The organism is Streptomyces sp. NPDC026522, from assembly GCF_055567555.1.
This window is the reverse complement of the sequence record NZ_JBVHQF010000011.1, coordinates 144,878-168,606: the sequence shown is the minus strand read 5'-3', so window position 1 is coordinate 168,606 and position 23,729 is coordinate 144,878. Positions and strand designations below refer to the sequence as shown.

Sequence of the window (23,729 nt, the reverse complement as noted above, 5' to 3'; positions counted from 1 at the left end):
GCAGGGCGTCGTCCGTCAGCCGCCGAACTCCTCCAGGCCCTTGAGCGCCTGGTCCAGCAGGGCCTGGCGGCCCTCCAGCTCACGGGCCAGCTTGTCGGCCTTCGTGTTGTTGCCCGCGGCGCGGGCCGCGTCGATCTGCTGGCGCAGCTTGTCGACCGCCGCCTGAAGCTGACCCGTCAGGCCGGCCGCACGCGCCCGCGCCTCCGGGTTCGTACGACGCCACTCGCCTTCCTCGGCCTCCTGGATGGCCCGCTCCACGGCGTGCATCCGGCCCTCGACCTTGGGCCGCGCGTCACGCGGCACGTGGCCGATGCCCTCCCAGCGCTCGTTGAGGGAGCGGAACGCGGCCCGGGCCGCCTTCAGGTCCGTCACCGGGACGAGCTTCTCGGCCTCCTCGGCCAGCTCCTCCTTCAGCTTGAGGTTCTCCACCTGCTCGGCGTCGCGCTCCGCGAAGACCTCGCTGCGGGCCGCGAAGAACACGTCCTGCGCACCGCGGAACCGGTTCCACAGGTCGTCCTCCGCCTCCCGCTGCGCGCGGCCCGCGGCCTTCCAGCTCTCCATCAGCTCGCGGTAGCGGGCCGCCGTCGGCCCCCAGTCCGTCGACTTCGACAGCGACTCGGCCTCCGCGACCAGCTTCTCCTTGGCCTTGCGGGCTTCCTCGCGCTGCGCGTCCAGCGAGGCGAAGTGCGCCTTGCGGCGCTTGGAGAACGCCGAGCGGGCGTGCGAGAAGCGGTGCCACAGCTCGTCGTCGGACTTGCGGTCCAGCCGGGGCAGGCCCTTCCAGATGTCCACCAGGGCACGCAGCCGCTCGCCCGCGCTGCGCCACTGGTCGCTCTGCGCCAGCTGCTCGGCCTCGGTGACCAGCGCGTCCTTGGCCGCACGGGCCTCGTCCGCCTGCTTGGCCTTCTGGACCTTGCGCTCTTCGCGCCGCGACTCCACCGTCGCGACCAGCTTGTCCAGCCGGACGCGCAGCGCGTCGAGGTCGCCCACGACGTGGTGCTCGTCCAGCTGCGTGCGCAGGTGGTCGATCGCCGTCTGGGCGTCCTTGGCGGACAGATCGGTGGTCCGCACCCGCCGTTCGAGGAGGCCGATCTCGACCACCAGGCCCTCGTACTTGCGCTCGAAGTAGGCCAGGGCCTCCTCAGGGGTGCCCGCCTGCCAAGAGCCGACGACCTGCTCGCCCTCGGCAGTACGCACGTACACGGTGCCGGTCTCGTCGACTCGGCCCCACGGGTCGCTGCTCACAGCGCCTCCTCCACCTGATGCCTCGCGAGGGGTTCGCCCCCGGGCATCGTCCACAGTTTCCTGGGGCGGGCCGCGCCCGCCCTGCACAACGCCAACATAGGCGACCGCCGGGCCGGCTGTCCGCATCCCGCACGACGCAATATCGACGTACGGGCGGGAGGCCGGCCGCGTCCGGCCGCCGCGCCGCCGGTCCCGGTCAGTTCTTGGTGACGGTGCCCTTCTCGATGGTCACGGGGTTCTTGGGAGCGCCGTCCTGGGCCCCGTCGGCCGTACCCGCCTTCGCGACGTCCTCCACGACCTTGAGGCCGGCCGCGTCGATCTTGCCGAACGGGGTGTACGAGGGGGCGAGCGGGCTGTCCTTGTACACGAGGAAGAACTGGCTGCCGCCGGTCCCGGGCTGGCCGGTGTTCGCCATGGCCACCGTGCCCGCCGGGTAGATCACCTGGCCCTGCTCGTTCGGCTTGCCCAGGGCGTCGAGGTTCTCGTCCGGGATGGTGTAGCCGGGGCCGCCCATGCCGGTGCCCTGGGGGTCGCCGCACTGGAGCACGAAGATGCCGCTGGTGACCAGGCGGTGGCACTTGGTGTTGTCGAAGAAGCCCTTGTCGGCGAGCGACTTGAACGAGTTGACCGTCTGCGGCGTCTTCGCCGCGTCCATCTCGAACTTGACGTCGCCCGCGCTCGTCTTGAGGTCGAAGGTGTACTTCGCCTTCTCGTCGATCGCCATCGCCGGGGGCGACTGCTTGGGGGTCGGGGACGCGGAGGGCGAGGGCGTGTCCGCAGCCTCGGTCTTCTTGTCCTTGGAGTCGAAGACACCGCCCGCCACCAGGCCGACCAGCGCCGCGACCACCACGGCCACGGCCGCGCCGGCCACCGCCGCGCGGCGGCGCGCCTTGCGCCGGGCCTCGGCCCGCCGCTTCTGCTGGCGCTCGTACTTCTCCCTGGCGAGCTGTCGCCGACGCTGATCGCTGCTGACCACCGGTCGTCTCCTTGTACGTCTCTGGTACCGCTGTCCGGGCTGGGATAGGCCGTACCGTATATGGGTTCGCTGTGTCATGAGCCGCGCCGGTAGGCTCTGAGCAGCGGCATCGCGCTCCGTGCGCGCCGCCCGAGCTCCCGCCGGACGACGATTGAGGACGAACGTGCTGATTGCCGGGTTCCCCGCAGGGGCCTGGGGGACCAACTGCTATGTGGTCGCCCCCGCCGCCGGTGAGGAGTGCGTCATCATCGACCCGGGCCACCAGGCCGCCCAGGGCGTCGAGGAGACGTTGAAGAAGCACCGGCTCAAGCCCGTCGCGGTCGTCCTCACCCATGGCCACATCGATCATGTGGCCTCGGTGGTCCCGGTGTGCGGAGCACACGACGTACCGGCCTGGATCCACCCCGAGGACCGCTACATGATGAGCGACCCGGAGAAGGCCCTCGGCCGCTCCATCGGAATGCCGCTCATGGGCGAGCTGACCATCGGCGAACCGGACGACGTCCGCGAGCTGACCGACGGAGCGGACCTCAAGCTGGCCGGGATGGACTTCGCGGTGGCCCACGCGCCCGGGCATACCAAGGGGTCGGTGACCTTCCGGATGCCCGAGGCGGCCGACATCCCGTCGGTGTTCTTCTCGGGCGACCTGCTCTTCGCCGGCTCCATCGGACGCACCGACCTGCCCGGCGGCTCCCACGCCGAGATACTCCGGTCGCTGGCCCGCGTGTGCCTGCCGCTGGACGACTCGACGGTGGTGCTGTCCGGCCACGGTCCCCAGACCACCATCGGGCGCGAGCGCGCGGCCAACCCGTACCTGCGGGACGTCGCCGCCGGCCTGGGGGACGGCACCGCCGCCCCACGACGAGGAATGTGACAAGACTTCCGTGAGCACCTTCAAGGCCCCCAAGGGCACCTACGACCTGCTGCCGCCCCGTTCCGCGACGTTCCTCGCGGTGCGCGAGGCGATTTCCGCACCGCTGCGGAACTCGGGCTACGGGTACGTGGAAACCCCCGGTTTCGAGGACGTCAAGCTGTTCTCCCGCGGCGTCGGCGAGTCCACCGACATCGTCAGCAAGGAGATGTACACCCTCACCACCAAGGGCGGCGACGAGCTGGCCCTGCGGCCCGAGGGCACCGCGTCCGTCCTGCGGGCGGCGCTCCAGGGCAACCTGCACAAGCTCGGCGGGCTGCCCGTCAAGCTGTGGTACTCCGGTTCGTACTACCGCTACGAGCGGGCGCAGGCCGGCCGCTACCGCCACTTCTCGCAGGTCGGCGCCGAGGCCATCGGCGCCGAGGACCCGGCGCTGGACGCCGAGCTGATCATCCTCGCCGACCAGGCGTACCGCACCCTCGGGCTGCGCAACTTCCGGATCCTGCTGAACTCGCTGGGCGACAAGGAGTGCCGCCCGGTGTACCGGGAGGCGCTCCAGTCCTTCCTGCGCGGGCTGGACCTGGACGAGGACACCGTGCGCCGGGCCGAGATCAACCCGCTGCGCGTCCTCGACGACAAGCGGCCCGAGGTGCAGAAGCAGCTCACCGGCGCCCCGATGCTGCGCGACTACCTGTGCGACGCCTGCAAGGCGTACCACGAGGAGGTGCGGGCGCTGGTCACGGCGGCCGGCGTCGCGTTCGAGGACGACGAGAAGCTGGTGCGCGGGCTGGACTACTACACCCGGACCACCTTCGAGTTCGTCCACGACGGTCTGGGATCGCAGTCCGCGGTGGGCGGCGGCGGCCGCTACGACGGCCTGTCCGAGATGATCGGCGGACCGGCGCTGCCGTCCGTGGGCTGGGCGCTCGGCGTGGACCGCACGGTGCTGGCCCTGGAGGCCGAGGGCGTCGAGCTGGACATCCCGGCGGCCACGTCGGTGTTCGCGGTGGCGCTGGGCGAGGCGAAGCCGGTGCTCTTCGGGCTGGTCACCGAGCTGCGCCGGGCGGGAGTCGCCGCCGACATCTCGTACGGCGGCAAGGGCCTCAAGGGCGCCATGAAGGACGCGAACCGCTCGGGTGCGCGCTTCGCGATCGTCGCGGGCGACCGGGACCTGGCCGAGGGCGTGGTGCAGCTCAAGGACATGGAGTCCGGGGATCAGAGCCCGGTGGCCGTGGCCCAGGTGGTCGAGGTGCTGCGGGCGAAGCTGGCCTGACGGCCGCCGCCCAGAGGGGGCGGGCCGGGGGAGTGTGCCCCGGCCCGCCCCCTCTGTCGTCGGCGGCCGCGGAAGTCCGTCCTTATCCACAACGAACGGCCCCGGACGGCCCCCGTACGGCACAATGGCCGGTGCTTGATGACCTTGCAGATGTGGAGCGGGCGGGATGACGACTACAGGCGCTGACGTGGGCACCGCCCGGACCTCCGGCGGCAGCCGGGCCCTGGCACTGCTCCTGGTGATCACCGGCGCGGCGGGGCTGCTGGCCGCCTGGGTGATCACCATCGACAAGTTCAAGCTGCTGGAGGACCCGAACTTCACGCCGGGCTGCAGCCTGAACCCGATCGTCTCCTGCGGCAACATCATGAAGAGCGAGCAGGCCGCCGTGTTCGGCTTCCCGAACCCGATGCTGGGGCTCGTGGCCTACGGGATCGTGATCTGCGTCGGCATGGGCCTGCTGGCCGGGGCGCGCTTCGGCCGCTGGTACTGGCTCACCCTCAACGCGGGCATGCTGTTCGGCGTCGGCTTCTGCACCTGGCTGATGTACCAGTCGCTGTACAACATCAACTCGCTGTGCCTGTGGTGCTGCCTGGCCTGGGTTGCCACGATCTTCATGTTCTGGTACGTGACCGCCCACAACGTGCGCACCCGGATGCTGCCGGCCCCCGGCTGGCTGCGGGGCTTCCTCGACGAGTTCCCCTGGGTGCTGCCCGTGCTGCACGTGGGGATCATCGGGATGCTGATCCTCACCCGCTGGTGGGACTTCTGGACCTCCTGACGACCCCGTGGCTGTCAGTGGCCTCGCATAGGCTTCCGGTGTGGAACCAGATCTCTTCACCGCCGCCGCCGAGGACCGCCAGGAGAAGGACCCGTCCAGCTCTCCGCTCGCCGTCCGCATGCGCCCGCGCACCCTGGACGAGGTCGTGGGCCAGCAGCACCTGCTCAAACCCGGCGCGCCGCTGCGGCGGCTGGTCGGGGAAGGCGCCGGGGGACCGGCCGGCGCCTCGTCGGTGATCCTGTGGGGCCCTCCCGGCACCGGGAAGACCACGCTCGCCTACGTGGTCAGCCAGGCCACGCAGAAGCGGTTCGTCGAACTGTCGGCGATCACCGCGGGCGTCAAAGAGGTACGCGCCGTCATCGAGGGCGCCCGCCGCGCCGCCGGCGGGTACGGCAAGGAAACCGTCCTCTTCCTCGACGAGATCCACCGGTTCAGCAAGGCGCAGCAGGACTCGCTGCTGCCCGCCGTCGAGAACCGCTGGGTGACCCTCATCGCCGCGACCACCGAGAACCCGTACTTCTCGATCATCTCGCCGCTGCTCTCGCGCTCCCTGCTGCTGACGCTGGAGCCGCTGACGGACGACGACCTGCGGGCGCTGCTGCGACGCGCGCTCACCGAGGAGCGGGGACTGGGCGGCGCCGTGACCCTGCCGGCCGACGCCGAGGCGCACCTGCTGCGCATCGCCGGGGGAGACGCCCGCCGGGCGCTGACGGCGCTGGAGGCCGGGGCCGGCTCGGCGATCGCCAAGGGCGAGCCGGAGATCACCCTCCAGACGGTGGAGGAGGCGGTCGACCGCGCCGCCGTCAAGTACGACCGGGACGGCGACCAGCACTACGACGTGGCGAGTGCGCTGATCAAGTCGATCCGGGGCTCGGACGTGGACGCGGCGCTGCACTACCTGGCCCGGATGATCGAGGCGGGCGAGGACCCCCGGTTCATCGCGCGGCGCCTGATGATCTCCGCGAGCGAGGACATCGGGCTGGCGGACCCGACGGCCCTGCCGCTCGCGGTCGCGGCGGCGCAGGCGGTGGCCATGATCGGCTTCCCGGAGGCGGCGCTGACCCTGTCCCACGCGACGATCGCCCTGGCGCTGGCCCCCAAGTCGAACACCGCGACGACGGCGATCGGCGCGGCCCTGGCCGACGTGCGGGCGGGCCTGGCCGGCGCGGTCCCCGCGCACCTGCGGGACGGGCACTACAAGGGCGCGGCCAAGCTCGGCCACGCGGTGGGGTACGTCTACCCGCACGACGTGCCGGGCGCGATCGCCGCCCAGCAGTACGCGCCGGACGAGGTCCAGGGCAAGCGGTACTACGAGCCGACGCGCTACGGCGCGGAGGCACGGTACGCGGACGTGGTGGAGAAGGTCCGCGAACGCCTGCGCGGCGAGCGCGGCTGACCCCCGCAGGGTGGATCTCCGCCCACCGCGGCCTCGGATACGATGGTCCACGGAAACCGGCGCCGCATCCGTGATCTCGATCACTGTGGTGGAGCCGGGATCCTGGGCGTGTGCGGCTGCCCCGGCAGCCGCGGAGTCCTTGGGAACAAGGAGGATCGCGCCCCCGTCCGGGGTGACGGCCGAAGCGGCCGGCTCTCCTGTCCCGCGCTGCGTCGGCTCCTGCCTGTCAGGAGCATCCGGCGACGTGGGGGATACTGAGGCGTTGGACTCTACGAGGGTTCGTACGCGTTCGGCTCCGGTGAGCTGCCGAACGCCTTCCCTGGGACGCGGCTGACCTTGCTTAACGTCGTCGAAAGCGGATTCCGTTTCGTTGGAACCCGAACTTCGGTGCGCACTGGGCAGGGGGATCCCATGTGGTCGAGACATTACGTCTTCCTCGTCAAGGTAAGCCTCACCTGACTACATGGAGGTAGGTTCCACGTGAACCAGAAGCGACCCAAGGTCAAGAAGTCGCGTGCCCTCGGCATTGCGCTGACCCCGAAGGCCGTCAAGTACTTCGAGGCCCGCCCCTACCCGCCGGGCGAGCACGGCCGTGGCCGCAAGCAGAACTCGGACTACAAGGTTCGTCTGCTCGAGAAGCAGCGTCTGCGCGCCCAGTACGACATCTCTGAGCGCCAGATGGCTCGCGCCTACGACCGCGCCAAGAAGGCCGAAGGCAAGACGGGCGAGGCGCTGGTCGTCGAGCTCGAGCGTCGCCTCGACGCCCTGGTCCTGCGTTCGGGCATCGCCCGCACCATCTACCAGGCCCGTCAGATGGTCGTTCACGGCCACATCGAGGTCAACGGTGCCAAGGTCGACAAGCCGTCGTTCCGCGTCCGCCCGGACGACGTGATCACGGTGCGCGAGCGCAGCCGCGAGAAGGTTCCGTTCCAGGTTGCCCGTGAGGGTGGCTACGCAGGCGAGGGCGAGACCCCCCGTTACCTGCAGGTCAACCTGAAGGCCCTGGCCTTCCGCCTGGACCGCGACCCGAACCGCAAGGAAATCCCGGTCATCTGCGACGAGCAGCTCGTCGTCGAGTACTACGCCCGCTGATCTTCCGGCGGCCGTAGTCTCACAGGCTGGTCAGCCCGCCGGTTCCCCCTCGGGGGAGCCGGCGGGCTTCCTGCTTTCCCGGGCCGGGCCGGTATTCCGGTACGGCCGGGGATCTCCGGCGCGATAGGGTCGGAGAAGACTTTTCATACGCAGTGATCAACGTGCAGAGAGCGGTGCAAACGTGTCCGGTGGAGAGGTGGCCGGGATCCTCGTGGCCGTCTTCTGGGCCATTCTCGTCTCCTTCCTCGCCGTGGCGTTGGTGAGACTGGCCCAGGTGCTCAAGGCGGCCACCAAGCTCGTCGCGGACGTGACCGAACAGGCCGTCCCGCTGCTGGCCGACGCCTCCACCACCGTGCGCTCCGCCCGCACCCAGCTCGACCGGGTCGACGCGATCGCGAGCGACGTCCAGGAGGTCACGTCCAACGCCTCCGCCCTGTCCTCGACCGTGGCCTCCACCTTCGGCGGCCCGCTGGTCAAGGTCGCGGCCTTCGGCTACGGCGTGCGCAAGGCCCTGGGCAAGACCGACGCCGAGCCCACCAAGACCCCCCGACGCACTGTGATCGTCGGCCGTACGGTGCCGGCCGCCCGGCGCCGGAAGCAGAAGGGCTGAGACCTCCGATGTTCCGCCGAGCCTTCTGGTTCACCGCCGGCGCAGCCGCCGGCGTGTGGGCCACCACCAAGGTCAACCGGCAGCTCAAGAAGCTGACCCCGGAGAGCCTCGCCGCGCAGGCCGCCGACAAGGCCGTCGAGGCGGGCCACCGCCTCAAGGACTTCGCCCTGGACGTCAAGGCGGGAATGACGCAGCGCGAAGATGAGCTGAACGACGCACTGGGACTGCACCAGGACCCCGACGAGGCGGCCCTGACCGGCAACGTCACCGCCCTGCCGGGGCCGCGCCGGATGCGGGCCATCGCGCTGGACCCGCACGACCAGACCACCCACCGCCCGAAACTCTCGTACAACCGGAATGAGGACCACTGATGGAGTCGGCTGAAATCCGCCGCCGCTGGCTGAGCTTCTTCGAGGAGCGCGGTCACACCGTTGTCCCTTCGGCGTCGCTCATCGCGGACGACCCGACTCTGCTGCTGGTCAACGCGGGCATGGTCCCCTTCAAGCCGTACTTCCTCGGCGAGACCAAGCCCCCGGCCCCCCGGGCCACCAGCGTGCAGAAGTGCGTCCGTACGCCGGACATCGAGGAGGTCGGCAAGACCACCCGCCACGGCACGTTCTTCCAGATGTGTGGCAACTTCTCCTTCGGCGACTACTTCAAGGAAGGCGCCATCAAGTACGCCTGGGAGCTGCTCACCAGCTCCGTGGCGGACGGCGGCTACGGCCTCGAGCCCGAGAAGCTCTGGATCACCGTCTACCTCGACGACGACGAGGCCGAGACGATCTGGCGCGAGAAGATCGGCGTTCCCGCCGAGCGGATCCAGCGCCTGGGCAAGAAGGACAACTTCTGGTCCATGGGCGTCCCCGGACCCTGCGGCCCCTGCTCCGAGATCAACTACGACCGCGGCCCCGAGTTCGGTGTCGAGGGCGGTCCCGCCGTCAACGACGAGCGGTACGTGGAGATCTGGAACCTGGTCTTCATGCAGTACGAGCGCGGCGCCGGCGACGGGAAGGAGGACTTCCCGATCCTCGGCGACCTGCCGTCGAAGAACATCGACACCGGCCTCGGCCTCGAACGTCTCGCCATGATCCTGCAGGGTGTGCAGAACATGTACGAGACCGACACCCTGCGCGTGGTCATGGACAAGGCCACCGAGCTGACCGGCGTCCGGTACGGCGCCGCGCACGACACCGACGTCTCGATGCGCGTGGTCGCCGACCACATCCGCACCTCCGTGATGCTCATCGGTGACGGCGTCACCCCGGGCAACGAGGGCCGCGGCTACGTGCTGCGCCGCATCATGCGCCGCGCCATCCGCAACATGCGCCTCATGGGTGCCACGGGTCCGGTCGTCCACGACCTCGTGGACGTCGTGATCAACACGATGGGGCAGCAGTACCCGGAGCTCGTCACCGACCGCAAGCGCATCGAGACCGTCGCCCTCGCCGAAGAGGCGGCCTTCCTCAAGGCGCTCAAGGGCGGCACGAACATCCTCGACACCGCCGTGACCGAGACCAAGGCCGCCGGCGGCACCGTCCTCTCCGGCGACAAGGCGTTCCTGCTCCACGACACCTGGGGCTTCCCGATCGACCTCACCCTGGAGATGGCCTCCGAGCAGGGCCTCGCCGTGGACGAGGCCGGGTTCCGCCGCCTGATGCAGGAGCAGCGCGACCGCGCCAAGGCGGACGCCAAGGCCAAGAAGACCGGTCACGCCGACGTGTCCTCGTACCGGGAGATCGCCGACAGCGCCGGCGCCACCGAGTTCACCGGCTACGCCACCACGCAGGGCGAGTCCACCATCGTCGGCCTGCTGGTCAACGGCGTCTCCGCGCCCGCCGCCTCCGAGGGCGACGAGGTCGAGGTCGTCCTCGACCGCACCCCCTTCTACGCCGAGGGCGGCGGCCAGCTCGCCGACCAGGGCAGGATCAAGCTCGACTCCGGCGCCGTCATCGAGGTCCGCGACGTCCAGCAGCCCGTCCCCGGTGTCTCCGTGCACAAGGGTTCGGTGCAGGTGGGCGAGGTGACGGTGGGCGCCTCCGCCTACGCCGCCATCGACGTCCGGCGCCGCCGGGCCATCGCCCGCGCCCACTCCGCCACGCACCTGACCCACCAGGCGCTGCGCGACGCCCTCGGCCCGACGGCCGCCCAGGCCGGTTCCGAGAACTCGCCCGGCCGGTTCCGCTTCGACTTCGGCTCGCCGAACGCCGTCCCCGGCACCGTCCTCACCGACGTCGAGCAGAAGATCAACGACGTGCTCTCCCGGGAGCTCGACGTCACCGCCGAGATCATGAGCATCGACGAGGCGAAGAAGCAGGGCGCGATCGCCGAGTTCGGCGAGAAGTACGGCGAGCGCGTGCGCGTCGTGACGATCGGCGACTTCTCCAAGGAGCTGTGCGGCGGCACGCACGTCGGCAACACCAGCCAGCTCGGCCTGGTCAAGCTGCTCGGCGAGTCCTCCATCGGTTCCGGGGTGCGCCGCGTCGAGGCCCTGGTGGGCGTGGACGCGTACAACTTCCTCGCCAAGGAGCACACGGTCGTCGCCCAGCTCCAGGAGCTGGTCAAGGGCCGTCCCGAGGAGCTGCCGGAGAAGATCGCCTCCATGCTCGGCAAGCTGAAGGACGCCGAGAAGGAGATCGAGAAGTTCCGCGCGGAGAAGGTGCTCCAGGCCGCCGCCGGGCTCGCCGAGAACGCCCAGGACATCCGCGGCGTGGCCCTCGTGGTCGGCCAGGTGCCGGACGGCACCGGCGCCGACGACCTGCGCAAGCTGGTGCTCGACGTGCGCGGTCGCATCCAGGGCGGCCGGCCGGCCGTCGTGGCCCTGTTCACCGTGGCGAACGACCGGCCGCTGACGGTCATCGCCACCAACGAGGCCGCCCGCGAGCGCGGTCTCAAGGCCGGTGACCTGGTCCGCGCCGCTGCCAAGACCCTCGGCGGCGGCGGTGGCGGCAAGCCCGACGTGGCCCAGGGCGGCGGCCAGAACCCGGCCGCCGTGCCGGAGGCCATCGCCGCGGTCGAGCGCCTCGTCGCCGAGACGGCCTGACGATGACACTGCGCCGCGGCCGCCGACTGGCCATCGACGTCGGGGACGCCCGGATCGGGGTCGCTTCCTGCGACCCCGACGGGGTACTGGCCACACCGGTGGAAACCGTGCCGGGCCGGGACGTCCCGTTCGCCCACCGGCGGCTGCGGCAGCTCGTGCAGGAGTACGAGCCGCTCGAAGTCGTGGTCGGCCTGCCCCGCTCGCTCAGCGGGCGGGAGGGGCCGGCCGCGGCCAAGGTGCGCGCCTTCGCGGGCGAACTCGCCAAGGGCATCAAGCCGGTGACGGTCCGTCTGGTGGACGAGCGGATGACGACGGTCACCGCGGCCCAGGGGCTGCGGGCCTCCGGAAAGAACGCCAAGAAGGGCCGCGCGGTCATCGACCAGGCGGCCGCCGTGGTGATCCTGCAGAACGCTCTTGAGACCGAACGGGTATCAGGTAATCCGCCCGGTGAGTGCGTCGAAGTGGTTGTCTGATCGCGATACGGTAACGTTCCGCGCGATGTGGCGGCATTCGAACAGCCGTCGCCCACCACTTCAGAGGCGGAACCGGGTGCCGCGGCAACGAAGCCGCTGCCTCCGTCTCGCGGCTCTAGGGGACCGATGACTGAGTATGGCCGGGGCCGCGCCCCCGAACCGTGGCACCCCGAGGACCCCCTGTACGGGGACCAGGGGTGGAACGGGCATCCGGCCCAGCAGGGTCAGATGCCTTACGCCGGTGGCCCGCAGCAGCAGTACGCGCAGGCGCCCCAGCTCCAGGACCCGCAGTTCCCGGACCCGCAGCAGTACCAGCAGCGCCCGGACCAGTTCCAGCAGCAACAGCAGCACCAGCAGGAGGGCTACCTCCCGCACCAGCAGTACCAGCCGAACGACCAGCCGCAGCCGCAGCCGGCGTACGGGGGCCAGCCCTGGGACACCGGCCAGGGCCAGTACGCGGGCGCGCCCGCGCCGGTGGACCCGTACGCGGGTGCGGACCCGTACGCCCAGCAGACCGGCGGCGGCTTCCCCGGCGAGGCCCCCGACCTGTACGGCACCCCGGAGGCCTTCCCGCCGCCGGTACCCCCGAGCCGGCGCCACCTGGAGCCGGAGCCGGGGAGCCGGGACGGCGACGTCCTGACCGAGGACCCCGAAGAGGAGCCCGAGCTCCCGGCGAGCGACGACGACGGCCGCCCCGGCGGCAGAGGCCGCCGCTCGGGCCGCTCGAAGAAGGCCGAACCCAAACGCCGCGGGATGTCCTGCCTGATCGCGGCCGTGGTGGTCACGGCGGTGCTCGGCGGTGGCGGCTACTACGGCTACACCTTCATCAAGGAGCGGTACGGCCCCGGCGAGGACTACGCGGGCTCGGGCCTCGAAGAGACGGTCGACGTCGAGATCCCCAAGGGCGCCACCCTCGGCCAGATGGGCAGCATCCTGGAGAAGGCCGGTGTCGTCGCGAGCGCCAAGGCGTTCGTGAGCGCCGCGAACACGCCCAAGGGCAAGGGCATCCAGCCGGGTACCTACCCGCTGAAGAAGAAGATGTCCGCCGCGGCCGCGGTCGCGCTGATGACGGACCCCTCGAAGCTGAACGTGATCATCGTCCCCGAGGGCAAGCGGAACGTCGACGTCTACGCGATGATCGACAGCAAGCTCGACAAGCCGCCGGGCACCACGCAGGACATCGCCAAGCGCGAGGCCAAGAACCTGGGCCTGCCGGCCTGGGCCGCCAGCAACCCGAAGATCATGGACCCGCTCGAAGGGTTCCTGTACCCGACGCGCTACGACCTGACCAAGAACATGTCCCCCGAGGTCCTGCTCAAGCAGATGGTCAAGAACGCGAGCGACAAGTACGCGGCACTCGGCCTCGAAGCCAAGGCCAAGGACCTCGGGTTGGAGAATCCCCTCCAGGTCGTCACCGTTGCCAGCCTGGTCAACGCCGAAGGCATGAACCACGACGACTTCAGGAAGATGTCGGACGTCATCTACAACCGCCTGAAGAAGACCAACGACGTCACCAACCAGAAGCTCGAATTCGACTCGACGATCAACTACCTCAAGGGCACGAGCAACATCAACGTCTCCCGCGCCGAGACCAAGACGCTCGACCACCCCTACAACACCTACTTCTACAAGGGTCTGCCGCCGGGTCCCATCGGCAACCCCGGCTCCGACGCCCTGAACGCGTCGCTCAACCCTGATCGGGGCGGTTGGATGTTCTTCGTGTCGGTCGACGGCCAGAAGACGACCTTCACCAAGACGTTTGCCGAGCACGAGAAACTGGTCGCGGAGTTCAACGACCGGCAGAAGCAGAAGAACGGCGGATAGCAGTACATGTCACGCATACGGGCCGCGGTGCTGGGTTCGCCCATCGAGCACTCCCTCTCCCCGGTGCTGCACCGCGCCGCGTACCGGGAGCTCGGCCTCGCCGACTGGTCCTACGACCGGTTCGAGATCGACGAGGCCGCGCTCCCCGGGTTCCTGGCCGGCCTCGGGCCGGAGTGGGCCGGGCTGTCGCTGACCATGCCGCTCAAGCGGGCCGTCATCCCGCTGCTCGACGGCGTCAGTGACACCGCGGCCTCCGTCGAGGCCGTCAACACCGTCGTCCTCACCGAGGACGGCCGCCGCCTCGGCGACAACACCGACATCCCCGGCATCGTGGCCGCGCTGCACGAGCGCGGCGTCGAGAAGGTCCCGGCCGCCGCGATCCTCGGCGCCGGCGCCACCGCCTCCTCGGCGCTGGCCGCCCTCGCGCGGATCTGTACCGGCGAGGTCACCGCGTACGTCCGCTCCCGCGCCCGGGCCGACGAGATGCGGCAGTGGGGCGAGCGGCTCGGCGTCGACGTCCGCACGGCCGACTGGTCGCGGGCGGCCGAAGCGCTGGCCGCGCCGCTGGTCATCGCCACCACCCCGGCCGGCGCCACGGACGAGCTGGCCCCCGCCGTGCCCACCGCCCCCGGAACCCTGTTCGACGTCCTGTACGACCCCTGGCCGACCGTGCTGGCCGCCGCGTGGTCCGACCGGGGCGGCGCCCTGGTCGGCGGGCTCGACCTGCTCGTCCACCAGGCCGTGCTCCAGGTCGAGCAGATGACCGGCCGCACGCCCGGCCCGCTCGCCGCCATGCGGGCCGCCGGAGAGCGGGCCCTCGCCGCCCGCTAGGGTTGCCACCGGCGGTGTCCGGGGCGAGGGGGGTTCGGGTGGACGCGATCGGGACCGGTCAGGCGCTGGCATCCAAGTGGGATGCGGCGTACGGCGTCGTGGTGTTGGTCCGGGTGCTGCTCGGCACGCTTCCGGCCTGGGCGAAGTGCACCATCGGCGCGCTCCTGGCCGCCGCGGCCCTCTGGGAGGGTTTCCAGTGGTGGCGCCGGCGTGGGACGGCCGTCCGATAGCTGGACCGGAGCGCGGTGTACCGGTGCGGACGTGGGAGGATCGGGTACGGCGGGTCCGGGCCGCGCACCCGGGTCGCGCCGTGGCTGTACCAGGCGCGAGCATGAGGAGCATCGTTGAGCAGGTTGCGTTGGCTGACCGCAGGAGAGTCGCACGGACCGGCCCTGGTGGCGACGCTGGAGGGCCTTCCCGCCGGCGTCCCGGTCACCACCGAGCTGGTGGCCGACCACCTGGCCAGGCGCCGGCTCGGCTATGGCCGCGGTGCCCGGATGAAGTTCGAGCAGGACGAGGTCACCTTCCTCGGCGGCGTCCGGCACGGGCTCTCCCTCGGGTCCCCCATCGCGGTCATGGTGGGCAACACCGAGTGGCCCAAGTGGGAGACGGTCATGTCGGCCGACCCCGTGGACCCCGCCCTCCTCAAGGACACCGGCCGTAACGCGGCGCTGACCCGCCCCCGTCCCGGCCACGCCGACCTCGCCGGCATGCAGAAGTACGGCTTCGACGAGGCCCGCCCGATCCTGGAGCGCGCCAGCGCCCGGGAGACGGCCGCCCGCGTGGCCCTCGGCGCGATCGCCCGGTCCTTCATCAAGGAGACCGCCGGCATCGAGATCGTCTCGCACGTGGTCGAACTCGCCGCCGCCAAGGCCCCGTACGGCGTCTACCCGACCCCCGCCGACGTCGAGAAGCTCGACGCCGACCCGGTGCGCTGCCTCGACGCCGACGCCTCGAAGGCGATGGTGGCCGAGATCGACCAGGCCCACAAGGACGGCGACACCCTCGGCGGCGTCGTGGAGGTGCTCGCCTACGGCGTCCCCGTCGGCCTCGGCTCGCACGTGCACTGGGACCGCCGGCTCGACGCGCGCCTCGCGGCGGCGCTCATGGGCATCCAGGCCATCAAGGGCGTCGAGGTCGGCGACGGCTTCGAGCTGGCCCGGGTGCCCGGCTCCCAGGCCCACGACGAGATCGTCAGCACCCCCGAGGGCCTCAAGCGCACCACCGGCCGCTCCGGCGGCACCGAGGGCGGTCTGACCACCGGCGAGCTGCTGCGCGTGCGCGCCGCGATGAAGCCCATCGCGACGGTGCCGCGCGCGCTCGCCACCGTCGACGTCGCCACCGGCGAGGCGACCGTCGCCCACCACCAGCGCTCCGACGTCTGTGCCGTCCCGGCCGCGGGCATCGTCGCCGAGGCCATGGTGGCGCTCGTCCTGGCCGACGCCGTCGTGGAGAAGTTCGGCGGCGACTCCGTCCCCGAGACCCGCCGCAACGTCCGCTCGTACCTCGACAACCTGCAGATCCGGTGACCGGCGGCCCCCTGATCGTCCTCGTCGGACCGATGGGATCCGGCAAGTCCACGGTGGGCGGACTCCTCGCCGAGCGGCTCGGCGTCCCCTACCGGGACACCGACGCCGATATCGTCGCCGCCGAGGGCCGCGAGATCGCGGACCTCTTCGTGGACGAGGGCGAGCCGTACTTCCGTGAGCTGGAGCGGCGGGCGGTCGCGGCCGCCGTCGCCGAGCACACCGGAGTCCTCGCGCTCGGCGGCGGCGCGGTCCTCGACCAGGGCACCCGCGAGCTGCTCGCGGGCCTGCCCGTCGCCTACCTGTCGATGGACGTCGAGGAAGCGGTACGGCGCGTCGGCCTCGGCGCCGCGCGCCCGCTGCTCGCCGTCAACCCGCGCCGCCAGTGGCGCGAGCTGATGGACGCCCGGCGCCACCTGTACACCGAAGTCGCGCGCGTCGTGGTGACCACTGACGACCGCACCCCCGAAGAGGTCGCCCAGGCGGTCCTCGACGCTCTGGAGTTGAAGGACGTATGACAGACCAGGTGACGCGGATCAACGTCGGCGCCAGCGCCGGACACGACGCGTACGACGTGCTGGTCGGCCGGCAGCTGCTCGGTGAGCTCGGCGCGCTGATCGGTACGAAGGCCCAGCGCGTGGCCGTGATCCACCCCGAGGCGCTGGCCTCGACGGGTGAGGCGCTGCGGGACGACCTGGCGGCGCAGGGCTACGAGGCCGTCGCCATCCAGGTGCCGAACGCCGAGGAGGCCAAGACCGTCGAGGTCGCGGCGTACTGCTGGAAGGCGCTCGGCCAGTCCGGGTTCACCCGCACCGACGTGATCGTGGGCGTGGGCGGCGGCGCCACCACCGACCTCGCGGGCTTCGTCGCGGCGAGCTGGCTGCGCGGCGTGCGCTGGATCGCGGTCCCCACCACCGTGCTGGCCATGGTGGACGCGGCCGTCGGCGGCAAGACCGGCATCAACACCGCCGAGGGCAAGAACCTCGTCGGCGCCTTCCACCCGCCGGCCGGGGTGCTCTGCGACCTCGCGGCCCTGGAGTCGCTGCCGGTCCACGACTACGTCAGCGGCCTCGCCGAGATCATCAAGGCCGGGTTCATCTCGGACCCGGTGATCCTCGACCTGATCGAGGCGGACCCCGGGGCGGCCCGTACGCCGACCGGACCGCACACCGCCGAGCTCATCGTACGGTCGATCCGGGTCAAGGCGGACGTGGTCTCCAGCGACCTCAAGGAAGCCGGGCTGCGGGAGATCCTCAACTACGGCCACACGCTCGCGCACGCCATCGAGAAGAACGAGCGCTACAAGTGGCGCCACGGCGCGGCCGTCTCCGTCGGCATGGTCTTCGCCGCCGAACTCGGCCGGCTCGCGGGCCGGCTGGACGACGCGACCGCGGACCGGCACAAGGCGGTGCTCGCCTCCGTCGGGCTGCCGCTGACCTACCGGGGCGACCAGTGGCCCAAGCTGCTGGAGACCATGAAGCTCGACAAGAAGTCCCGCGGCGACCTGCTGCGCTTCATCGTGCTCGACGGGCTGGCCAAGCCGACGGTCCTGGAGGGCCCGGACCCGGCGGTGCTGTTCGCCGCCTTCGGCGAGGTCGCCGCGTGAGCCGGCCCGTCCTGGTGCTGAACGGCCCGAACCTGGGCCGGCTCGGATCGCGCGAGCCCGACGTGTACGGGGCCACCTCGTACGCCGGGCTGGTGGAGAGCTGCCGGGCGGTGGGCGCGGAGCTCGGCTTCGAGGTCGAGGTCCGCGAGACCAACGACGAGGGCGAGCTGGTCCGCTGGCTGCACGAGGCGGCCGACGGCAAGATCCCGGTCGTGATCAACCCGGGCGCCTTCACGCACTACTCGTACGCCATGCGCGACGCCGCCGCGCAGCGCACCGCTCCGCTGATCGAGGTGCACATCTCCAACCCGTACGCCCGCGAGGAGTTCCGGCACACGTCGGTCATCGCCTCGGTGGCCACGGGTACGGTGGCGGGCTTCGGCATCGGCTCGTACCGGCTGGCGCTGCGGGCGCTGGCGGACGAGGTCGACGCCTGAGCCGGTCCCGGCCCACCCCGGCGCGCGTCCCGCCGCGGGGTGGGCCGGGTCCGGTCCGCAGTCAGATAACGTTCTCGCATCAGTCGGGCCGGAACGAGACGGAGTGGCAGCGGATGCAGCAAGAAGTGGGGGGCGGCGGCTGGGGGCAGTCGGGACAGCACCCGCAGGCACCCCCGCAGCCGCCGATACCCCCGGCGCCGGGCTGGCCCGGGTCCGGGCAGCCCACGCCGTCCGCCCGGCCCCCGGCGCCGGAGAGCGGATACGTTCCGCTGCCGCCCGCGCAGCCGCCGTCGCCGGACGCCACCGGGCACATCCCGCTGCCGCCGGCGGTCGCCCCCGGCACCGGCGCGGCCACCCTCGCGGTACTGCTGATCGGCCCGGCGGGCGCGGGCAAGACGACCGTGGCCCGGCACTGGGCCGCCACCCGGCCGGTGCCGACCGCGCACGTCAGCCTGGACGACGTCCGCGAATGGGTCTGCTCGGGCTTCGCCGACCCCCAGGCGGGCTGGAACGACCACTCCGAGGCCCAGTACCGCCTCGCGCGCCGCACCTGCGGCTTCGCCGCCCGTAACTTCCTGGCGAACGGCATCTCCTGCATCCTGGACGACGCCGTCTTCCCGGACCGGCCCGTGGTGGGGCTGGGCGGCTGGAAGCGGCACGTGGGGCCCGCCCTGCTGCCGGTCGTCCTCCTGCCCGGCCTGGAAGTCGTCCTGGAGCGCAACGCGGCCCGGTCCGGGAACCGCCGGCTCTCCGACGAGGAGGTCGCCCGGATCCACGGGCGGATGGCCGGCTGGTACGGATCCGGTCTGCCGATCATCGACAACTCCCAGCTCGACGTGGAGGGGACGGCCCGCGCACTGGACGAGACGCTGGCCCGGGTCATCGGGCCGCCCGCCCACTGACGGCCCCGGACGGCTGCGCTCGTCAGGCCGGATCGGCGGTCCGCTCGTACGCTCGAATACATGTCAGACGTGTACGCGGCCCGTCGGGCCCTGCTTCGCGACCGCTGCGCCGCCGCGGGCAATGCCGCCGCGCTGATCACGCGTCCGGCGAACGTCCGCTACCTCACCGGCGCCGCCCCGCCGGGGGCCGTCCTGCTGGTCGGTACGGCCGATGACATGCTGTTCTGCGCCGGGCCGCCGACCGGGGAGAACGACGAGGGCCGCCTGGACGAACACCTGCGGGTCACGGTGCTGGGCGTCCCGGGCGGGGACCCCGCCGTGGCCGCGGCCGATCTGGCCGCCTCCGCACAGGCCGACTCCCTCGCGGTCGAGGAGCACCACATCACCGTCGCCCGGCACCGGGCGCTGCACTCCGTCGCGCCGAAGCTGCGCCTGGCGGACCTCGGGCCGTCCGTGGAGCAGCAGCGCCTCGTCAAGGACGAGGAGGAGATCGCCTGCCTGCGCATCGCCGCCGAGATCGCCGACCAGGCCCTCGGCGAGCTCCTGGAGTCGATCCTGGTCGGCCGCACGGAGCGGCACCTCGCGCTGGAGCTGGAACGCCGGCTGGTCGACCACGGGGCGGACGGCCCCGCCTTCCCCACCTCCGTCGGCACCGGCCCGCACTCCGGGCGCTCCCGGCACCGGCCCTCCGACCGCCGGGTCGAGGAGGGTGATTTCCTGTCCGTTTGCCTCGGCGCGAACTACCGGGGCTACCGCTGCGAGATCGGCCGTACGTTCGTGATCGGCACCACCCCGGCCGGGTGGCAGATCGAGCTGTACGACCTCGTGTTCGCCGCCCAGCGGGCCGGCCGGGAGGCGCTCCTGCCGGGCGCCGCCTACCGCGACGTCGACCACGCGGCGCGCTCCGTCATCGACTCGGCGGGGCACGGCGAGGCGCTGGCAGCGTCCACCGGACACGGCGTCGGCCTCGAAATCGACGAGGACCCGCAGCTTGCACCTACGGCCATGGGTAAACTGGACGCTTGCGTGCCGGTCACCGTCGAACCGGGGGTTCACCTCCCGGGCCGGGGAGGTGTCCGGATCGATGACACGCTCGTCGTACGCCCCGAGGCGGACGGCGGTCCAGAGCTACTCACCATTACGACCAAGGAGCTGCTCGCGCTCTAGCCCGCTCGGCCGGGCTGTGCGCGCACCCGTGGTCTTCCAGTGCAGGAGATTCCGCAACCGTGGCTTCCACGAACGACCTCAAGAACGGCATGGTGCTGAAGCTCGACGGGGGCCAGCTCTGGTCCGTCGTCGAGTTCCAGCACGTCAAGCCCGGCAAGGGCCCGGCCTTCGTGCGCACCAAGCTCAAGCACGTGCTCTCCGGCAAGGTCGTCGACAAGACCTTCAACGCCGGCACCAAGGTCGACACGGCCACGATCGACCGCCGTGACATGCAGTTCTCGTACATGGACGGCGAGTACTTCGTGTTCATGGACATGGAGACCTACGACCAGCTGATGGTCGACCGGAAGGTCGTCGGCGACGCCGCCAACTTCCTCATCGAGGGCTTCACCGCCTCCGTGGCCCGCCACGAGGGCGAGGTGCTCTACGTCGAGCTGCCGGCCGCCGTCGAGCTGGTCATCCAGCACACCGACCCGGGCGTCCAGGGCGACCGCTCCACCGGCGGCACCAAGCCGGCGACGCTGGAGACGGGCCACGAGATCCAGGTCCCGCTCTTCGTCTCCACCGGTGAGAAGATCAAGGTCGACACCCGCACCAGCGACTACCTCGGCCGGGTGAACAGCTAACCGTGGCTGCCCGGAGCAACGCGCGAAAGCGCGCTTTCCAGATCCTCTTCGAGGCCGATCAGCGCGGCGTGTCCGTGCGCGAGGTCCTCGCGGACTGGATCCGCCACGCGCGGTCGGACGACCGGCAGCCGCCGGTCAACGCGTTCACGATGGACCTTGTCGAGGGGTACGCCGACAAGGTGAACCGCATCGACGACCTGATCGTCACCTACGCCGTGGACTGGGACCTCGACCGCATGCCGGTCGTGGACCGGAACATCGTGCGGCTGGGCGCGTACGAGCTGATCTGGGTGGACGACACCCCGGACGCCGTGGCGATCGACGAAGCGGTCCAGCTGGCCAAGGAGTTCTCCACGGACGAGTCGCCCTCGTTCGTGAACGGACTGCTGGGCCGGTTCAAGGACCTCAAGCCGAGCCTGCGCCGCGAGTAGTCGGCGGCGAACCGGCACAACGGAGGGCCCGCGGCGCGTTACGGCGCCGCGGGCCCTCCGTTGTGCGGGGTCCGTAGGGTCGCCCACCCACCCCATACGAACGGCGGGTGCCGGACCCCCCGAGGGAGGCCCGGCACCCGCCGGTAACGTTTCTGCTGGGCCTGGGCCCGGTGGGACTAGGCGTCCTCGTGGGCCACGGCGCGCCGGGCGTCCGCGTCCAGCACGCCCCAGCTGATGAGCTGCTCGGTCAGGACCGAGGGGGACTGGTCGTAGATGACCGCCAGGGTGCGCAGGTCGTCCTGGCGGATCGAGAGCACCTTGCCGTTGTAGTCGCCGCGCTGGCTCTGGATCGTCGCGGCGTAGCGCTGGAGCGGGCCGGCCTTCTCGGCGGGCACGCCCGCCAGCCGCTCCAGGTCGAGGCGCAGCTTCGGCGGCGGCTCGGCCGCTCCGCCCGGGGTGGTGCCCGGCAGGAGTTCCTGCACCGGAACCCCGTAGAAGTCCGCCAGCTCGGCGAGGCGCTGGACGGTCACGGCGCGGTCCCCGCGCTCGTACGAACCGACCACCACGGCCTTCCACCGGCCCTGGGACTTCTCCTCGACACCGTGGAGGGAGAGGCCCTGCTGGGTGCGGATGGCGCGGAGCTTGGCCCCGAGCTGTTTGGCGTATTCGCTGGACATAACGCTCCCGGACGCTGTGACGCTGTGACGACATGGACGGCATGACCACGAGCGGCTCCGCCGCGCGGCTGGTAACTCACTGTGAGGTTACGCAGCGTTACTTGGATGCGTCAAGCCGAATGCTCTTCAACCCCCACTTACGAGGGGTCCCGGCGCGTGCCCGGTGGACGGACCCGGGCCGTCCGGCTGCTACGGTGGAACGCGAACATCAGACGTCCTTTAAGGTCCGTCCCGTGAGGCGGAGAAGGAGGTCCTTTCCTTGGACACCCAGCAGAGCTCCGATGTCATGCGTCCCGTGCTGGACGCCCAGGACATCGCGCGGGTACTGACCCGCATCGCCCACGAGATCGTCGAACGCGCCAAGGGCGCCGACGACGTGGTGCTCCTCGGCATCCCCACCCGCGGTGTCTTCCTCGCCCGCCGGCTGGCCGCCAAGCTCGAAGAGATCACCGGCACCAAGATCCCGGTCGGCTCCCTCGACATCACCATGTACCGAGACGACCTGCGGCTCAAGCCCGCCCGGGCGATCGGCAGAACCGAGATCCCCGGCGACGACATCGAAGGCCGCCTGGTCATCCTCGTCGACGACGTGCTCTTCTCCGGCCGCACCATCCGCGCCGCCCTGGACGCCCTCGGCGACCTCGGCCGCCCCCGCGCCGTCCAGCTCGCGGTCCTCGTCGACCGGGGCCACCGCGAACTGCCGATCCGCGCCGACTACGTCGGCAAGAACCTCCCCACGTCGCTGCGGGAGACCGTCAAGGTCCAGCTCCAGGAGGAGGACGGCCGCGATGCCGTACTGCTCGGCCAGCGGACCGACCGGGCAGCCGGGCAGCAGTAGCCCGCACCGGTCCGGGCCCCCCACGGGTGCCCCGGCCGCAGCCTGCCCTGCCCGCGACACCAGCCAGACAGTCCGCCCGCCCGCCCGGCCGACTGCCCTCCTGACCTACGGAGCACCCAGATGAAGCGCCACCTCATCTCGGCCGCCGATCTCACCCGCGACGACGCCGTCCTCATCCTCGACACCGCCGAGGAGATGGCCCGGGTCGCGGACCGGCCGATCAAGAAGCTGCCCACCCTGCGCGGCCTGACGGTCGTGAACCTCTTCTTCGAGGACTCGACCCGCACCCGGATCTCCTTCGAGGCGGCCGCCAAGCGGCTCTCCGCCGACGTCATCAACTTCTCCGCCAAGGGTTCCTCGGTTTCCAAGGGCGAATCCCTCAAGGACACCGCCCTGACCCTGGAGGCGATGGGCGCGGACGCCGTCGTCATCCGCCACCACGCCTCCGGCGCCCCGTACCGCCTCGCCACCTCCGGCTGGATCGACTCCGCCGTGGTCAACGCCGGCGACGGCACCCACGAGCACCCCACCCAGGCCCTGCTCGACGCCTTCACCATGCGCCGCCGCCTGGTCGGGCGCGACGCGGGCCTCGGCAAGGACCTGAACGGCCGCCGGATCACGATCGTCGGCGACGTCCTGCACAGCCGGGTCGCCCGCTCCAACGTCCAGCTGCTGCACACGCTGGGCGCCGAGGTCACCGTCGTGGCCCCGCCCACGCTGGTCCCGATCGGCGTCGAGAGCTGGCCGTGCGAGGTCTCGTACAACCTGGACGAGGTGCTGCCGAAGTCCGACGCGGTGATGATGCTGCGTGTGCAGCGCGAACGCATGAACGCCGCCTTCTTCCCGACCGAGCGCGAGTACTCCCGCCGGTACGGGCTCGACGGCGACCGCATGGCCAAGATGCCCGAGCACGCCATCGTGATGCACCCCGGCCCGATGAACCGCGGCATGGAGATCACCGCCGAGGTCGCCGACTCCGACCGCTGCACGGCCGTCGAGCAGGTGGCCAACGGCGTCTCCACCCGGATGGCCGTCCTGTACCTGCTGCTCGGCGGTTCCGAGCCCGCCGTCACCACCACCCACGCCGCGCGCACCGAGGAGAACAAGTAA

General features: G+C 71.3%; 25 protein-coding genes. 22 read left to right on the top strand and 3 right to left on the bottom strand.

The genetic code is table 11. The features are described 5' to 3' along the window. Positions 1-15 precede the first annotated feature (15 nt). Both ACZ4M3_RS26905 and ACZ4M3_RS26900 read right to left on the bottom strand, forming a co-directional pair. Positions 16-1,245 (bottom strand): DUF349 domain-containing protein, encoded by a 1,230-nt coding sequence (locus tag ACZ4M3_RS26905; RefSeq protein ID WP_467736806.1) that lies wholly within the window; start codon positions 1,243-1,245, stop codon positions 16-18. 196 nt (positions 1,246-1,441) lie between these two features. After that, the gene (locus ACZ4M3_RS26900; protein WP_467736804.1) at positions 1,442-2,221 is read right to left on the bottom strand and encodes a peptidylprolyl isomerase; all 780 of its coding nucleotides are present in this window, start codon (positions 2,219-2,221) and stop codon (positions 1,442-1,444) included. Between the two features lie 163 nt (positions 2,222-2,384). On the opposite strand from ACZ4M3_RS26900, the gene ACZ4M3_RS26895 reads away from it, so the two are divergent. The 20 genes from ACZ4M3_RS26895 (at position 2,385) to nusB (ending at position 21,104) form a co-directional block, all read left to right on the top strand. Beyond that, the gene (locus ACZ4M3_RS26895; RefSeq protein ID WP_467736802.1) at positions 2,385-3,095 is read left to right on the top strand and encodes an MBL fold metallo-hydrolase; all 711 of its coding nucleotides are present in this window, start codon (positions 2,385-2,387) and stop codon (positions 3,093-3,095) included. 10 nt (positions 3,096-3,105) lie between these two features. After that, the gene (gene hisS / locus ACZ4M3_RS26890) at positions 3,106-4,365 is read left to right on the top strand and encodes a histidine--tRNA ligase (protein WP_467736800.1); all 1,260 of its coding nucleotides are present in this window, start codon (positions 3,106-3,108) and stop codon (positions 4,363-4,365) included. A 166-nt stretch (positions 4,366-4,531) separates the two neighbouring features. Continuing rightward, positions 4,532-5,143: a vitamin K epoxide reductase family protein gene (locus tag ACZ4M3_RS26885; RefSeq protein WP_467736798.1), complete on the top strand. Its 612-nt coding sequence runs from the start codon at positions 4,532-4,534 to the stop codon at positions 5,141-5,143. A gap of 40 nt (positions 5,144-5,183) precedes the next feature. Next, on the top strand, positions 5,184-6,539 hold the full coding sequence (locus ACZ4M3_RS26880; RefSeq protein WP_467736796.1) for a replication-associated recombination protein A: 1,356 nt from the start codon (positions 5,184-5,186) through the stop codon (positions 6,537-6,539). A 480-nt stretch (positions 6,540-7,019) separates the two neighbouring features. After that, a complete protein-coding gene (gene rpsD / locus ACZ4M3_RS26875) occupies positions 7,020-7,631 on the top strand; it encodes a 30S ribosomal protein S4 (protein WP_030026606.1) in 612 nt (203 codons plus the stop codon). A gap of 181 nt (positions 7,632-7,812) precedes the next feature. Further along, positions 7,813-8,241 (top strand): DUF948 domain-containing protein, encoded by a 429-nt coding sequence (locus tag ACZ4M3_RS26870; protein ID WP_467736794.1) that lies wholly within the window; start codon positions 7,813-7,815, stop codon positions 8,239-8,241. Positions 8,242-8,249: 8 nt separating this feature from the next. Further along, positions 8,250-8,612 carry a DUF6167 family protein gene (locus tag ACZ4M3_RS26865; protein ID WP_467736792.1) on the top strand — a complete coding sequence of 121 codons (363 nt, stop codon included), beginning with the start codon at positions 8,250-8,252 and terminating at the stop codon, positions 8,610-8,612. Further along, positions 8,612-11,281, top strand: a complete 2,670-nt coding sequence (gene alaS, locus ACZ4M3_RS26860) for an alanine--tRNA ligase (protein ID WP_467736790.1) — start codon at positions 8,612-8,614, stop codon at positions 11,279-11,281. The genes ACZ4M3_RS26865 and alaS overlap by 1 nt, the downstream gene beginning before the upstream one ends. 2 nt (positions 11,282-11,283) lie before the next feature. After that, complete coding sequence (ruvX, locus tag ACZ4M3_RS26855) at positions 11,284-11,754, top strand: Holliday junction resolvase RuvX (protein ID WP_453409325.1); 471 nt, start codon at positions 11,284-11,286, stop codon at positions 11,752-11,754. A 126-nt stretch (positions 11,755-11,880) separates the two neighbouring features. Beyond that, positions 11,881-13,578, top strand: a complete 1,698-nt coding sequence (gene mltG, locus ACZ4M3_RS26850) for an endolytic transglycosylase MltG (protein ID WP_467736788.1) — start codon at positions 11,881-11,883, stop codon at positions 13,576-13,578. 6 nt (positions 13,579-13,584) lie between these two features. Further along, positions 13,585-14,409 (top strand): shikimate dehydrogenase, encoded by an 825-nt coding sequence (locus tag ACZ4M3_RS26845; protein ID WP_467736786.1) that lies wholly within the window; start codon positions 13,585-13,587, stop codon positions 14,407-14,409. 38 nt (positions 14,410-14,447) lie between these two features. Further along, the gene (locus tag ACZ4M3_RS26840; RefSeq protein ID WP_467736784.1) at positions 14,448-14,639 is read left to right on the top strand and encodes a hypothetical protein; all 192 of its coding nucleotides are present in this window, start codon (positions 14,448-14,450) and stop codon (positions 14,637-14,639) included. A 114-nt stretch (positions 14,640-14,753) separates the two neighbouring features. After that, complete coding sequence (gene aroC / locus ACZ4M3_RS26835) at positions 14,754-15,938, top strand: chorismate synthase (RefSeq protein WP_467736782.1); 1,185 nt, start codon at positions 14,754-14,756, stop codon at positions 15,936-15,938. Then, complete coding sequence (locus ACZ4M3_RS26830; RefSeq protein ID WP_467736780.1) at positions 15,935-16,453, top strand: shikimate kinase; 519 nt, start codon at positions 15,935-15,937, stop codon at positions 16,451-16,453. Before aroC ends, ACZ4M3_RS26830 begins: the two co-directional genes overlap by 4 nt. Beyond that, positions 16,450-17,541: a 3-dehydroquinate synthase gene (gene aroB, locus ACZ4M3_RS26825; protein ID WP_467736778.1), complete on the top strand. Its 1,092-nt coding sequence runs from the start codon at positions 16,450-16,452 to the stop codon at positions 17,539-17,541. The genes ACZ4M3_RS26830 and aroB overlap by 4 nt, the downstream gene beginning before the upstream one ends. Beyond that, complete coding sequence (gene aroQ, locus ACZ4M3_RS26820) at positions 17,538-17,978, top strand: type II 3-dehydroquinate dehydratase (RefSeq protein ID WP_467736776.1); 441 nt, start codon at positions 17,538-17,540, stop codon at positions 17,976-17,978. Before aroB ends, aroQ begins: the two co-directional genes overlap by 4 nt. A 113-nt stretch (positions 17,979-18,091) precedes the next feature. After that, positions 18,092-18,880 (top strand): AAA family ATPase, encoded by a 789-nt coding sequence (locus ACZ4M3_RS26815; protein ID WP_467736774.1) that lies wholly within the window; start codon positions 18,092-18,094, stop codon positions 18,878-18,880. A 60-nt stretch (positions 18,881-18,940) separates the two neighbouring features. Continuing rightward, positions 18,941-20,047: an aminopeptidase P family protein gene (locus ACZ4M3_RS26810; protein WP_467736772.1), complete on the top strand. Its 1,107-nt coding sequence runs from the start codon at positions 18,941-18,943 to the stop codon at positions 20,045-20,047. Positions 20,048-20,106: 59 nt separating this feature from the next. Next, positions 20,107-20,673: an elongation factor P gene (efp, locus tag ACZ4M3_RS26805; RefSeq protein ID WP_361133705.1), complete on the top strand. Its 567-nt coding sequence runs from the start codon at positions 20,107-20,109 to the stop codon at positions 20,671-20,673. Between the two features lie 2 nt (positions 20,674-20,675). Next, positions 20,676-21,104 carry a transcription antitermination factor NusB gene (nusB, locus tag ACZ4M3_RS26800; protein WP_453355622.1) on the top strand — a complete coding sequence of 143 codons (429 nt, stop codon included), beginning with the start codon at positions 20,676-20,678 and terminating at the stop codon, positions 21,102-21,104. A gap of 176 nt (positions 21,105-21,280) precedes the next feature. Here nusB and bldD read toward each other — a convergent pair whose 3' ends face one another. Next, on the bottom strand, positions 21,281-21,781 hold the full coding sequence (gene bldD, locus ACZ4M3_RS26795) for a transcriptional regulator BldD (protein ID WP_030841550.1): 501 nt from the start codon (positions 21,779-21,781) through the stop codon (positions 21,281-21,283). 259 nt (positions 21,782-22,040) lie between these two features. Between bldD and pyrR the strand changes: the two genes are divergently transcribed. Continuing rightward, entirely contained in the window at positions 22,041-22,619 is a 579-nt protein-coding gene (gene pyrR / locus ACZ4M3_RS26790) for a bifunctional pyr operon transcriptional regulator/uracil phosphoribosyltransferase PyrR (RefSeq protein WP_136210900.1), read from the top strand. A gap of 120 nt (positions 22,620-22,739) precedes the next feature. After that, positions 22,740-23,729, top strand: coding sequence for an aspartate carbamoyltransferase catalytic subunit (locus tag ACZ4M3_RS26785; RefSeq protein WP_467736770.1), 990 nt, complete (start codon positions 22,740-22,742; stop codon positions 23,727-23,729).